The sequence below is a fragment of the Pseudomonas sp. S3_B11 genome (assembly GCF_054667715.1).
This window is the reverse complement of sequence record NZ_CP162749.1, coordinates 3,141,935-3,154,426: the sequence shown is the minus strand read 5'-3', so window position 1 is coordinate 3,154,426 and position 12,492 is coordinate 3,141,935. Positions and strand designations below refer to the sequence as shown.

11 protein-coding genes are annotated in these 12,492 nt (G+C 62.2%); all 11 read left to right on the top strand.

Annotated features, from left to right (window positions below):
* The first annotated feature begins 4 nt into the window (after positions 1-4).
* On the top strand, positions 5-1,108 hold the full coding sequence (locus tag AB4O22_RS14240) for a WD40/YVTN/BNR-like repeat-containing protein (protein ID WP_460096548.1): 1,104 nt from the start codon (positions 5-7) through the stop codon (positions 1,106-1,108).
* Between the two features lie 4 nt (positions 1,109-1,112).
* Positions 1,113-3,644 (top strand): efflux RND transporter permease subunit, encoded by a 2,532-nt coding sequence (locus AB4O22_RS14235; RefSeq protein WP_460096547.1) that lies wholly within the window; start codon positions 1,113-1,115, stop codon positions 3,642-3,644.
* Positions 3,645-3,770: 126 nt separating this feature from the next.
* Entirely contained in the window at positions 3,771-4,973 is a 1,203-nt protein-coding gene (locus tag AB4O22_RS14230; protein WP_460096544.1) for an MFS transporter, read from the top strand.
* Positions 4,974-5,021: 48 nt separating this feature from the next.
* Positions 5,022-6,095: an aromatic ring-hydroxylating dioxygenase subunit alpha gene (locus AB4O22_RS14225; RefSeq protein WP_028236599.1), complete on the top strand. Its 1,074-nt coding sequence runs from the start codon at positions 5,022-5,024 to the stop codon at positions 6,093-6,095.
* A complete protein-coding gene (locus AB4O22_RS14220) occupies positions 6,092-7,135 on the top strand; it encodes an aromatic ring-hydroxylating dioxygenase subunit alpha (protein WP_223471244.1) in 1,044 nt (347 codons plus the stop codon). The genes AB4O22_RS14225 and AB4O22_RS14220 overlap by 4 nt, the downstream gene beginning before the upstream one ends.
* Positions 7,135-8,088, top strand: a complete 954-nt coding sequence (locus tag AB4O22_RS14215; protein ID WP_460096543.1) for a PDR/VanB family oxidoreductase — start codon at positions 7,135-7,137, stop codon at positions 8,086-8,088. Before AB4O22_RS14220 ends, AB4O22_RS14215 begins: the two co-directional genes overlap by 1 nt.
* A gap of 63 nt (positions 8,089-8,151) precedes the next feature.
* On the top strand, positions 8,152-8,724 hold the full coding sequence (locus tag AB4O22_RS14210) for a cupin domain-containing protein (RefSeq protein ID WP_003200380.1): 573 nt from the start codon (positions 8,152-8,154) through the stop codon (positions 8,722-8,724).
* Positions 8,721-9,713: a fumarylacetoacetate hydrolase family protein gene (locus AB4O22_RS14205; RefSeq protein WP_003200383.1), complete on the top strand. Its 993-nt coding sequence runs from the start codon at positions 8,721-8,723 to the stop codon at positions 9,711-9,713. The genes AB4O22_RS14210 and AB4O22_RS14205 overlap by 4 nt, the downstream gene beginning before the upstream one ends.
* The gene (locus AB4O22_RS14200; RefSeq protein WP_460096541.1) at positions 9,704-10,711 is read left to right on the top strand and encodes an NAD-dependent epimerase/dehydratase family protein; all 1,008 of its coding nucleotides are present in this window, start codon (positions 9,704-9,706) and stop codon (positions 10,709-10,711) included. Before AB4O22_RS14205 ends, AB4O22_RS14200 begins: the two co-directional genes overlap by 10 nt.
* Positions 10,698-11,483 (top strand): cyclase family protein, encoded by a 786-nt coding sequence (locus AB4O22_RS14195; protein ID WP_223471241.1) that lies wholly within the window; start codon positions 10,698-10,700, stop codon positions 11,481-11,483. The genes AB4O22_RS14200 and AB4O22_RS14195 overlap by 14 nt, the downstream gene beginning before the upstream one ends.
* Complete coding sequence (locus AB4O22_RS14190; protein ID WP_046062819.1) at positions 11,480-12,394, top strand: LysR family transcriptional regulator; 915 nt, start codon at positions 11,480-11,482, stop codon at positions 12,392-12,394. The genes AB4O22_RS14195 and AB4O22_RS14190 overlap by 4 nt, the downstream gene beginning before the upstream one ends.
* Positions 12,395-12,492: the final 98 nt, after the last annotated feature.

Genomic DNA, 12,492 nt, shown 5'->3' with positions numbered 1-12,492 from the left:
GGTTATGAACAGAATCAGTCAGGCGAGCGCGTTGCTCCTGGCCCTGCATTTGCCCTTCGCCACGAGTGAGTGCCTGGCCGGCACGGCTGTCGTGGACGTGCCGCTGAATACCCCTGCCATGCAGGTATCGGCTGCGCAGAACGGCGTGTTGATTGGCCTGGCGCGTGCCGGTACACGTCTCGTTGCGGTGGGCGAGCGCGGCCTGGTGCTACTCTCCGACGACAACGGGCAAAGCTGGCGCCAGGCTTCGGTGCCGGTGTCGGTCAGCCTGACGGCGGTGCAGTTTGTCGATGCGCAACAGGGCTGGGCGGTCGGCCACGCAGGCGTGGTGCTGACGACGCATGATGGCGGCGAGCACTGGACGCTGCAGCTCGACGGCGTGCGCGTGGCACGGCTCGAACTGGATACCGCCAAGGCTGAGCAGGCCACGGCAGCCAACCCGGACGACGCCCTGGCACGGGTACAAAATGCCGAGCGTCTTGTTGCCGATGGGGCGGACAAACCCTTCCTGGCGCTCCAGTTCATCGATGCACATCGAGGGGTGGTTGTTGGGGCCTACGGCTTGGCGCTGCAGACCACCGATGGCGGTGCGACCTGGCAGTCATTGATGGGGCGCATCGCCAACCCGAACGGCTTGCACTTGTACGCCATCAGTGTTCAGGGACCGCGTTGGTTCCTGGCGGGCGAGCAGGGCTACCTGGCGCGCTCGGACGACGACGCGATGTCGTTCAGCCAGTTGAATAGCCCTTACGAAGGCAGTTTCTTCGCCCTGCGGAATCGTGCCGATGGCGCGCTGGTGGTTGCCGGCCTGAAGGGCAATGCCTTTGTCTCCCAGGACGCTGGTGCAAGTTTCCAGCGCCTGTCAGTTCCCGTACCCATCTCCTTCAACGATGCCACCCGTTTGGCCGACGGCCAACTGCTGCTGGTCAACCAGGGCGGCATGCTGTTTCGCAACAGCGAGCAGACCGGAGCGGCGCTGCTGCCATTGGGCAAACCCTTGGGCAAGCCTGTTTCAAGTGTGATCGAGGCCGCCGATGGCAGCCTGATCGTTGCCGGTTTCACCGGGCTGCAGCGTCTCGCGCAGCCAGCCACTGCCGCTTCGGAGTGAGGTTATGACGTCCCCTGGTAAGTTTTTCCAGTCCCCTAAGAATGCGTTCGACGACTTTGATCCGCGTTCCGGCTCGGTGCTCGAACGAGCATTGTTCAACCATCGTCTGTGGGTGTTGCTGCTGTGCCTTGCGACCACGCTGGTGCTGGGTTGGCAGTCCAGCCGTGTCGAGCTCAATGCCAGTTTCGAAAAAATGATTCCCACCCATCATCCCTATATTGCCAACTACCTTGAGCACCAGCAGGAGTTGAGCGGGCTGGGTAATGCCTTGCGCATCGCCGTGGTGAACAAACGGGGCGAGATCTATGACGCTGACTATCTCAAGACCTTGCAGGCATTGAGCGACAAGATCTACCTGCTGCCCGGTGTCGATCGCGCCTATATGAAGTCGCTCTGGACGCCCGCCACACGCTGGGTCGCGGTGACCGAAGCGGGCCTGGAGGGTGGGCCGGTTATTCCGGATAACTACGATGGCGGCGCTGCGAGCCTTGCGGCATTGCGGCGCAATGTGCAGCTGTCCAACGAAATCGGTCAGTTGGTAGCGTTTGACCAGGCTTCGAGCATCATCCAGGTACCGCTGCTGCAGCGAACCCCCGATGGCCGACCGTTGGACTACACCCAGCTATCGCAACAACTGGAGTCGTTGCGCAGCCAATATCAGAGCGACAACATCGACATCCGTATCACCGGTTTCGCCAAGAAAGTCGGTGACCTGATTGCTGGCCTGCGGCAGATCCTGATCTTCTTCGCCGTGGCGATCCTGATCACCACCGTGGTGCTTTATTGGTACACCCGCTGCATTCGCAGCACCCTGTTGGTGGTGTTCTGCTCATTGGTGGCGGTGGTCTGGCAGCTCGGTCTGCTGCCGCTGCTGGACTATCAACTGGATCCCTACTCGGTGCTGGTACCGTTCCTGGTGTTTGCCATTGGCATGAGCCATGGGGCGCAGAAGATGAACGGCATCATGCAGGACATCGGGCGGGGCATGCACCGGGTCGTCGCCGCACGCTTTACCTTCCGCCGCCTGTTCCTTGCCGGTCTTACCGCACTGCTGTGTGATGCGGTCGGTTTCGCGGTGCTGATGATCATCAAGATCCAGGTGATCCAGGACCTGGCGATGATCGCCAGCATCGGTGTGGCGGTGTTGATCTTCACCAACTTGATCCTGCTGCCGATATTGCTTTCCTATGTTGGGGTCAGCGGCCGCGCGGCGCAACTGAGCCTGAAAAGCGAGCACGCCGAACAAGCAGGCCAGCATCGCCACGGGTTCTGGCGCTTCCTCGACCTGTTCACCCAGCGCCGGTGGGCGGCGTTGTGCATTGCCCTGAGCCTGGCGTTGGCGACGCTCGGCTTCATCGTCAGCCTGCAATTGAACGTCGGTGACCTGGATGCGGGCGCGCCGGAGCTGCGGGCCGACTCTCGCTACAACCAGGATGATGCATTCCTGACCCGGCATTACGGCGCCAGCAGCGACCTGTTCGCGGTCATGATCAAGACCCCCGCCAGCGCCTGTTCGCGTTATGACATCCTGAACAAGGTCGATGCCCTCGACTGGCAGTTGCGCACCTTGCCAGGAGTGGATTCGACCAATTCCCTGGCGTTGCTCAACCGCCGCATGCTGGTGGGCCTCAGCGAAGGCAGCCCGAAATGGTATGAGCTGCAGAACAACCAGGCGATGCTCAACATGGTCACCGCCGGGGCACCGCGCGGGCTGTACAACGAAGACTGCAGCCTGCTGACGCTGTACGTCTACCTCTCCGATCACAAGGCGCAAACCCTGAGCCGCCTGGTGGATCACGTCGAGCAATTCGCCGTGGCGAACAATACCGACGACGTTCAGTTCCTCCTGGCCGCTGGCAATGCCGGGATCGAGGCGGCGACCAACATTGTCGTCAAGCAGGCCAATCGGGAAATGCTGTTCTGGGTCTACGGTGCGGTGATCCTGCTCTGCCTGATCACCTTCCGTTCCTGGCGCGCCACGATTTGCGCGGTGATTCCGCTGATGCTCACCTCGATCCTCTGTGAAGCGCTGATGGTCTGGCTGAATATCGGCGTCAAGGTCGCGACCCTGCCGGTGATCGCCCTCGGCGTGGGCATCGGCGTCGACTACGCGCTGTATGTGATGAGCATCCTGCTCGGCCATATGCGTCAGGGCACCAGCTTGTCGGAGGCGTATTACCGGGCGCTGCTGTCCACCGGCAAGGTGGTGATGCTGACCGGTGTGACCCTGGCGATCGGCGTGGCCACCTGGATGTTTTCGCCGATCAAGTTCCAGGCCGACATGGGCGTGCTGCTGGCCTTCATGTTCGTCTGGAACATGGTCGGTGCTCTGGTCCTGTTGCCGGCCCTGGCGCACTTCCTGTTGCCGAGCAAACGTGTCAGCACGGGGCAGGCCGAAGCCAGACCCAACCCCCCGACGAGCCTGCCGCTGATGCCGGCCGTAGCCGAGGAGGGGACCTGCGTGAAGCATTCGCTGCGCCTGACTTCGAAGCACGATCAAACGACAACAACGGCCGCTAATCCGGTCGCGTCATAACAACAAGAAAGGAAGTAACCATGCCTCGTGTCTATTTGTCCCAGCAGTCCCTATGGCTTGATTTCATAGCCGGCCTGAGCGCCTTCGGCATGGCGTTCTGCGCGACTCAACCACTGGAGGTGCGCGATGAACATTGAACGCCAGGCGCGGCTGCCGCAATCCTTGTTGCTGTTGCTTGGCAGTTGCCTGCCGGTGCTCGGTGCGGTTCTGCTGGCCCCCATCCTGCCGCGCATGCAGGAGCACTTCGCCGAAACGCCGGGTGTGGCGGTGCTGGTGCCCATCGCCCTGACGCTGCCGGCGTTGATGATTGCGCTGTTGGCACCCGTGGCCGGGATCATCACCGATCGGCTCGGGCGCAAGCCGTTGCTGATCGGTGCGATGTTTCTCTATACCGTCTGTGGCGTGCTGCCGCTATGGCTGGAGTCGCTAGAGGTCATTGTGATCAGCCGCGCCGGCATCGGGGTGGCCGAGGCGGCGATCATGACCTGCTGCACCACGATGATGGGTGACTACTACAGCGGCGCGCGGCGTGAACGCATGTTTGCCCTGCAAATGGTCGCGACGTCGTTGTCGGCGGCGATTTTCATTGCCGTCGGTGGCGTGCTCGGCGAGCACGGCTGGCGCACCCCGTTTGCCCTGTATGGGTTGGGGCTGGTGTTCCTGCCGCTGATGGCCTGGTTGCTCTGGGAACCGCGTGGGCATGCGGCCATCGAGAAGAAACCGATGAGCAGGGCATTTCCCTGGCGCACCTTGGCACCGTTGTATGGCTTGTCTTTCCTGGCGGGCTTGAGCCTGTTCATCGTGCCGGTACAAGTCGGTTATCTGCTCAACCTGTTGCACGTCGTAGGGTCTCAGCAGATCGGCATGACCATGGGCGCCAGTCAATTCGGCGTGCTGGTCGGCGCCCTGAGTTTCCGTCTGTTGCGTGGTGTCCCTGCACACCGGCAGATGCTCCTGGCTTTCGTCGCGGCCGGGATTGGTGGCGGGCTGCTGGCGGTAGCCGACAGTCACGGGCTGGTGGTGATCGCCGTCCTGATCAACGGCCTGGGCATCGGCCTGATGATGCCGACCCTGCTCACCTGGATCATGAGCCAGGTCGACTTCCAGCAGCGCGGCCGCGCGGCCGGCGGCTTCACGGCGATGTTCTTCGCCGGTGAGTTCGCCAGCCCGCTGGTGGTGCTGGCGATCACCGGCGGGGTAATCGGCGCCTTGCCAGCCGCATTGGGCATCGTCGCGGGCGTTCAACTGGTGGTAGCCCTGGCCTGTCTTCGGTTGCGGGGCAGCGGGGCTGCTTTTCCCACTGCGGTTGCTGCAGACCCTGAGCACTGACCTGCCCATTCGACGTTTCATCAAAATAAGAACAACGAGGAGAACATCATGAGTTATTTGCTCAACACCTGGTACATCGCTGGATGGGCAGACGAGCTGGCGCAAGGTGGCATGCTGGGCAGAACCATCGTCGAGCAACCCATCGTGTTCTTTCGCAATAGCCAGGGTGTGATCCAGGCGCTCGCCGATCGTTGCCCGCACCGTTTTGCCCCGCTGCACATGGGCAAGATTGTCGGCGACAGCGTCCAGTGCCCGTACCACGGTCTGCGTTTCGATGGCAGCGGCCAATGCACGCACAATCCCCATGGCGATGGGGGTATCCCCAAGGCTGCCTGTGTTCGTGCGTTCGCGGTCGCCGAGCGCCATGGCGCGATCTGGGTCTGGCCTGGCGATTCGAGCCTGGCCAACGATGCGCTGATTCCTGATTTTTCCTTCCTCGACCAGGCGCCAACCCACGCCAAGGGGCATGGGTATCTGCCTACGCGCGCGCACTACGAACTGCTGTCCGACAACATCATGGACCTGAGTCACGTTGATTTCCTGCACCCCGATACGCTCGGTGGCGGGGCGTTGTCACGCACCCGCGCCACCATCGAGGAGTTGCCCAACGATCGCGTACGCATCAGTTGGTGGGCGCCGGACGATGTGCCGCCACCGGCTTTCAGCGCTCACCTTGAAGACCCGACCCGGGCAGACGTCTGGGCTGAAGTCATCTGGCACGCACCTGGCCTGATGCTGCTCGGCAGTGGCGCCACGCCTCCAGGGCGTCCCAGGGAAGAGGGGCCCGTGACATGGAACCTGCATCTGATGACGCCGCAGGACGCGACCAACACCCATTACTTCTTTGCCAACACGCGCAGTTTCGAGCAGGACAATGCGCAGTTGAATGCCTTCGTCCAGGACATGTTGATCGGTATTTTTGCCGGTGAAGACAAACCCATGGTCGAGGCCCAGCAGCGCCAGATTGGCGAGGTCGACCTGCTGGGTCTTAACCCTGTGTTGCTGCCAGTCGATGCCGGGGCCGTGCGCTGTCGACGGGTGCTACGTCGATTGATTGAAGCCGAGCGCGCGACGACGCACGCCAGCCCGTCGTCAAGCTTTGAAAAAGAGGAATCGCGATGAGCTTTCTCCGCAACGTCTGGTACGCAGCCGCCTGGGGCACCGAGGTCAAGGCCGGGGAGCTGTTCCAACGGACCCTGCTCAATGAGCCCGTGGTGTTTTTTCGCGACACCCAAGGTAACGCCCAAGCCATTGCCGATCGCTGCCCCCACCGTTTCGCGCCCCTGGGCATGGGAATCCTCAAAGGCGATGCGGTGCGTTGTCCGTACCACGGCCTGGAATTCGATGGCAGTGGCGCCTGTGTGCATAACCCCCACGGAGATGGTGCAATTCCCAAGGCGGCAAAGGTCAAGGCCTACCCGCTGGTTGAACGCTACAGCCTGCTGTGGATCTGGATGGGTGATCCACACTTGGCCGATGCGACGCTGATTCCGGATTTCAATTGCATGGATGAAGACCATTGGTATGTCGGCAAACGCTACCTGCACGCGAGAGCCAACTATGTGCTGGAAACCGACAACATCATGGACCTGAGTCATATCGAGTTCCTGCATCCGTCTACGTTGGGTGGCGATGGCGTCAAGGGTGCATTGACTAGCGTGCAAGAGGAGGGCAACACCGTTTGGTCCAACCGCCAGACGGTTGCGGAAATCATGCCAGAGTTCCTCTACACCGCCTGGAACATTCCCCAGGGTACGCCGGTGGACCGTTGGATCGATGTGCGTTGGGATGCGCCTGCGAACATGTTGCTGTTTTCCGGTGCAGTGGCGACCGGTCTCCCCAGGGATAAGGGCGTTTCCACACCGATTCCGCACCTCTTCACCCCGGAGACCGAGACCACGACTCACTATTGGTTCTCAGTCTGTTTTCCCAAGGCAATGGGCGAATTCGCCGAGCGATTCGCTGACGAACAAGCGGCCGCGATCAACCGGCCCTTTACCGATGAAGACTTGCCAATGCTCGAGGCTCAGCAACGCATGATGGGCGATGCTTCGTTCTGGGACTTGAAACCGGTCCTGCTGATCGGTGATGCAGGCGCCATCCGCGCGCGGCGTGTACTCGATCGGATGATTGCTGCCGAGCAGCCTGCGGGTGCCAAGTGATGATTGAAGTCATCGTCACCCGCAAGCGTCGCGAAGCCGAAGGCATCTACAGTTTCGAACTGGCCCCGGTCGACGATTCCATGCTGCCTGCCTTCAGCGCCGGCTCGCATATCGACGTGTATCTGCCCAATGGCCTGGTGCGCCAGTACTCGCTGTGCAATCACCCCGAAGAACGCCACCGCTACCTGCTGGGGGTGTTGCTCGACCCAGAGTCTCGCGGCGGTTCACAGGTCATGCACGAGCAGGTGCATGAAGGTAGTCGCCTGCGCATCAGCGAGCCACGCAACCTGTTCCCGCTTGAGCATGGCGCGGGGCACAGCGTGCTGTTCGCGGGCGGTATCGGCATCACGCCGATCCTCTGCATGGCCGAGCGCCTGGCGCGGATCGGCGCGCCTTTCGAGCTGCACTACTGCGGTCGCTCGGCCGGGCGCATGGCCTTTGTCGAGTACATCCGCCATTCGGCGTTTGCCAATTGCATGCACGTTCATGTGGACGATGGTGAGGATGCCCAGCGTCTGGACAGCGTTCGGGTCTTGTTCGCGCCGGCGAGTGACCGTCACCTGTATGTCTGTGGCCCTAACGGTTTCATGGAGCACGTGCTCGGCACGGCGCGCGCGCAGGGCTGGGCCGAGGCGCAATTGCACCGTGAGTACTTCAGCGCTGCCGCTGCTCCGATGGGTGAGGCGGACGGCTTCGAGGTGCAACTGGCCAGCACCGGACAGTGTTTCCAGGTGCCGGCCGCGCTCAGCGTTGCCCAGGTGCTGCAGGAGGCGGGTATCGATATTCCGTTGTCCTGCGAGCAGGGCATCTGTGGCACCTGCCTCACGCGCGTGCTGGAAGGTGAGCCGGACCATCGCGACATGTTCTTGACCGATGCCGAGCGAGCCCGCAACGACCAGTTCACGCCGTGTTGCTCGCGTGCCAGGAGCGCGCGGCTGGTGCTCGATCTTTAAGGTTTTTCCATGAATCCATTTTTACCTGCTGCTGTGCTTCGCCAATTGATTGAGGAGTCGAACATGCAACAACTTCCTGGTTTCAAACGCGTGGTCACCGGGCACGATGCCCAGGGCCAGGCGGTGGTCGCGCTCAGCGGCCCGACGCCCAACAGCTTCGCGCTCAAGGCCGTACCCGGCACGGTCTTCCATGAGATCTGGAGCAGTGGCGCCAGCCCGGCCGTGCTGGATAACGGCGACGACCCCACCCGCAAGCCGCTTCAATTGAGTCCGGCACCCCTGGGCAGTGTCATCCGCGTGGTGGATATCCCGCCTGACAGCATGCAGAACCAAATCAGCGCCGAGGAGGCCGCGGCGGCCTTCGCCGAAATTGGCCAGGCCCATGCCGGCACGGGGCAGGCGGATTCAAAGCACAAGCTGATGCACCGCACCGAAACCCTCGATTACGGCGTGGTCACCGAGGGTGAAGTCTGGCTGGTGCTCGATGGCGAGGAGGTGCATCTCAAACGCGGTGACATCGTCGTGCAGCGCGGCACCAACCACGCCTGGAGCAATCGCACCGAGCAGATGGCCCGCATGCTCTTCGTGCTGCTCGATGGCCGCTTCGCCCCCGAGCTGCAAGGAGAACCGGCATGAAGCTCAGTACTCTCAAGAATCACAGCCGTGACGGTTGCCTGCTGGTGGTGTCCCGCGACCTGGCCTGGGCGGTGGATGCCAGCGATATTGCCGCGACGCTGCAGGATGCCATTGAGCAATGGCCGAGCGTCGTAACCGATTTGCGCGCGCGGTATGAAGCCTTGAATGAAGGCACGCTGACCGGTGCCTTCGCCTTTGATCCGCAGCAAGCCGCCGCCCCCTTGCCGCGTGCCTGGCAGTGGCTGGACGCCTCGTCTTTCCTCAGTCATGGCGAGCGGATGCAGAAGGCGTTTGCGCTTGATCCGATCGAAGGCGTTGAACACACCCCGCTGATGTACCAGGGTTGCGGCGATGATTTCCTGGGCCCCCACGACGACATCGTTCTACCGAGTGAGGCCCACGGCATCGACTTTGAAGGCGAGTACGCGGTGTTGGTCGATGACGTGCCCATGGGCTGCTCGGCAGAACAGGCCGCCAGTCATATTCGACTCATTCTGCAAGTCAACGATATCAGCCTGCGTGCGCTCGCCCCCCGTGAAATGAAGACTGGCTTCGGTTTTATCCAAGCCAAGTCCTCATCCAGCTTTGCCCCGGTGGCGGTCACCCCCGACGAGTTGGGCGAGGCCTGGCGCGATGGGCGTGTGCACTTGCCGCTGAAGGTTGAATGGAATGGCAAGTGGTTTGGCCATGCCCATGGCGGCGCCATGCATTTCGGTTTTCATCAGTTGATTGCCCATGCGGCGCTGACCCGGCGCCTCAGGGCGGGCTGCCTGATCGGCTCCGGCACCGTCTCCAATGCCGACCCCACGGTTGGCGCTGCCTGCATCGCCGAACGTCGTGCCGTCGAGATGATCGAGCGAGGCGCGCCACAGACACCTTTCATGCGCTTCGGTGATCGCGTGCACATGGAAGTCTTCGACCAGCAAGGGCAATCGGTGTTCGGGGCGATAGACCAGTGTGTCGTGTGTGGAGGCCTCCCATGCGCGTGATGATTACCGGGGCCAATGGTTTTGTAGGCCGGGCGCTGGTGAAACGATTGCTCGAAACCAATGAGTTACTAGGCCGGACGATCAGTACGTTGATCCTGCTGGATAAAGAGCTGGTGGGCTTTGCTGACGATAAGCGCCTGCGCCGGCATTGCGGCAGTGTGACCGACGCCGCGTTATTGCGCCGCGCGTTGGCCGATGGCGTTGATGTGGTTTTTCACTTGGTCAGCATCCCGGGTGGCGCGGCCGAGCAGCACTATTCGCTGGGCTATCAGGTCAACCTGTTGGCAAGCCTGGAATTGCTTGACCAGTTGCGCGAACAGCCGGGCCGGCCGGTGCTGGTGTATGCCAGCAGCGTGGCGGTGTACGGCAGCGACCTGCCGGCCCGCATGGATGAGCGTGCGGTGCCGAGCCCGCAGTTGAGTTACGGCGCGCACAAGGTGATGGTGGAAATGGCGCTCAACGACCTTGCCCGACGAGGCGAGGTGGACGGTCGTGCCGTGCGCCTGCCCGGCATTGTCGCGCGTCCACGTGAACCCAATGGACTGCGCTCGGCGTTCATGAGCGACCTGCTGCACGCCTTCGCGCAAGGCCAGCCATATTGCTGCCCGGTCTCACCGCTGGCGCAGGCATGGTGGATGTCCGTGCGGTGTTGCGTGGATAACCTGCTACGGGCCGCCGAACTGCCGGCTGCCGAGCTCGGTGAGTCACGCGTTTGGCAACTGCCGCTGTTGCACCTGTCCATTGCCCAGGTCATCGATGCCTTGGCCGCGGCCTATGGCCAGGAACGCCGCGCATTGATCAGCTTCGCACCGGATGCCGGGCTGCAAGCGTCGTTCGGCAATTTTCCGGCGATGAAAACCCCTCTGGCCCGCGCCCTTGGCTTTCGCCATGACGGCTCGGCAGCCGCCTTGATACGTAACAGTTTGAACACGGCTACCCCGACGCGTCGTGCGCGTGGGCGGGTGGCGCTTGGAGTGAGCGAAAATGCAATCAACTAGACGCCGCCTCGTGGACCTGTCCGTCACCCTGGACAACAACCCTTACACCGATCCACCGCCGTTGCTGCCGAAAATCGACTACATGGACCATCAGCAAGGCTGGCCGGAGATGGCCGCGATGTTTCCCGGCCTGTCCAAGGCGCAACTGCCCGGCGACGAGTCCTGGGCGGCCGAGCGCCTGCAGATCACGACGCACAGCGGTACGCACATGGACGCCCCTTGGCACTACGCCTCGACCACGGACGGTGGCAAGCCGGCTTTCGGCATCGACGAACTGCCGCTGGACTGGTGCCTGCAGCCGGGTGTGAAGCTGGACTTTCGTCATTTGCCGGATGGCCATGTGGTCAGCGCCGCCGAGGTGCGGGCTGAGCTGGCGCGCATCGAACACGTCCTCCAGCCGTTGGACATTGTCCTGGTCAACACCCGCGCCGGGGCGCTGTTTGGCCAGCCTGGGTATCTGGATGCCGGGGTTGGCATCGGCCGCGAGGCCACGTTGTATCTGCTCGAGCGCGGCGTGCGGGTGGTCGGCACCGATGCCTGGAGCTGGGATGCGCCGTTCAAGTACACGCGCGAACGTTTCGCGGCCACGGGCGATGCTTCGATCATCTGGGAAGGGCACAAGGCCGGACGCGACATCGGCTACGGCCAGATGGAGAAACTGGCCAACCTGGAATGCCTGCCGGCCCATGGTTTCCAGGTGTCCTGTTTCCCCTACAAGATCAGGCACGCTTCGGCTGGTTTCGTCCGTGCCGTAGCGATTTTCGAGGAATGAGCGTGACTGCGGACGCTGCTTTGACGATTGTCGATCCTCGATGGACATTGTTTGTGCGGGTCGCGGCAGCTGGAAGTCTCAGTAAAGCGGCTGTTTTACTGGATATGCCGCAGTCCATGGTCAGTCGAAACATTGCTCAGCTCGAATCGCAATGTGGCGAGCGGCTGTTTCATCGTACTGGCCGTGGAGTGCTCCTGACTGAGTTTGGGGAGCAGTTGCTGCCTTGCGTATCGAGTCTTATCGCGGACGCCGAAGGCCTGGCCGATGACATTCGTACCCGGCGTGGAAAGCCGGTGGGGGAGGTGGTCGTAGGGATGCTGCCTTCGGCGGTCCGGCGGTTTGCCGGTACGCTTTTCGCGGCGGTACAAGCACAGATGCCGGGTGTGAGATTGCACCTGATCGAGGGCGCGAGTGCGCAACTCGAAGAGCAGTTGCAGGATGGTCGTCTGGATATGGCGCTGGTTCTGCGCGAGAACGAAGCCAGCATCGGCGAGGCGTATCTACTGGCCAGGCTGGCGCTGCATTTGATAGGGCCAGCCAGTGATCCGCTCCTTGCCGAGCGAGACATTGCGTTAAAGCGGCTATCGGGATTGCCACTGGTAGTCCCGGGGCGTCCCCATCTGTTAAGGGCCAGGCTCGATCATCTGGCCGCCGAACAGTGTGTGGAGTTGTGTGTTGCCGTGGAAGCCGACTCCGTCCAGCTCCAGTACGAAGTCGTCGCGGCTGGCGGAGGTTATGCGATTGCCTCTGTGCTGCCGGGCTCGCTGGATCAACGACTGATTTCATCGCGCATTATCGAGCCCGTGCTGGAGCGCTTTGTCGTGCTGGTCGAGTCGCCCCGTCGCCCCTTGACCCGTGCTTCCCGGGAAGTGCGACGGCTGATTTGCAATCTGTCCATGCCATCGATTTGAGCGATAGCTGCTTTCGATCCCAAGCAGTATCCGGTGGGGTGCGCGCCTCGTAGGGTGTCAGTCAATCAATGATTGATACCCGATTGCGAGGTTAGCGA

Excerpts from the sequence above, each read along its gene's own strand:
- AB4O22_RS14240 (WP_460096548.1), top strand. The coding sequence starts at position 5 with ATGAACAGAATCAGTCAGGCGAGCGCGTTGCTCCTGGCCCTGCATTTG.
- AB4O22_RS14235 (WP_460096547.1), top strand. The coding sequence starts at position 1,113 with ATGACGTCCCCTGGTAAGTTTTTCCAGTCCCCTAAGAATGCGTTCGAC.
- AB4O22_RS14230 (WP_460096544.1), top strand. The coding sequence starts at position 3,771 with ATGAACATTGAACGCCAGGCGCGGCTGCCGCAATCCTTGTTGCTGTTG.
- AB4O22_RS14225 (WP_028236599.1), top strand. The coding sequence starts at position 5,022 with ATGAGTTATTTGCTCAACACCTGGTACATCGCTGGATGGGCAGACGAG.
- AB4O22_RS14220 (WP_223471244.1), top strand. The coding sequence starts at position 6,092 with ATGAGCTTTCTCCGCAACGTCTGGTACGCAGCCGCCTGGGGCACCGAG.
- AB4O22_RS14215 (WP_460096543.1), top strand. The coding sequence starts at position 7,135 with ATGATTGAAGTCATCGTCACCCGCAAGCGTCGCGAAGCCGAAGGCATC.
- AB4O22_RS14210 (WP_003200380.1), top strand. The coding sequence starts at position 8,152 with ATGCAACAACTTCCTGGTTTCAAACGCGTGGTCACCGGGCACGATGCC.
- AB4O22_RS14205 (WP_003200383.1), top strand. The coding sequence starts at position 8,721 with ATGAAGCTCAGTACTCTCAAGAATCACAGCCGTGACGGTTGCCTGCTG.
- AB4O22_RS14200 (WP_460096541.1), top strand. The coding sequence starts at position 9,704 with ATGCGCGTGATGATTACCGGGGCCAATGGTTTTGTAGGCCGGGCGCTG.
- AB4O22_RS14195 (WP_223471241.1), top strand. The coding sequence starts at position 10,698 with ATGCAATCAACTAGACGCCGCCTCGTGGACCTGTCCGTCACCCTGGAC.
- AB4O22_RS14190 (WP_046062819.1), top strand. The coding sequence starts at position 11,480 with ATGAGCGTGACTGCGGACGCTGCTTTGACGATTGTCGATCCTCGATGG.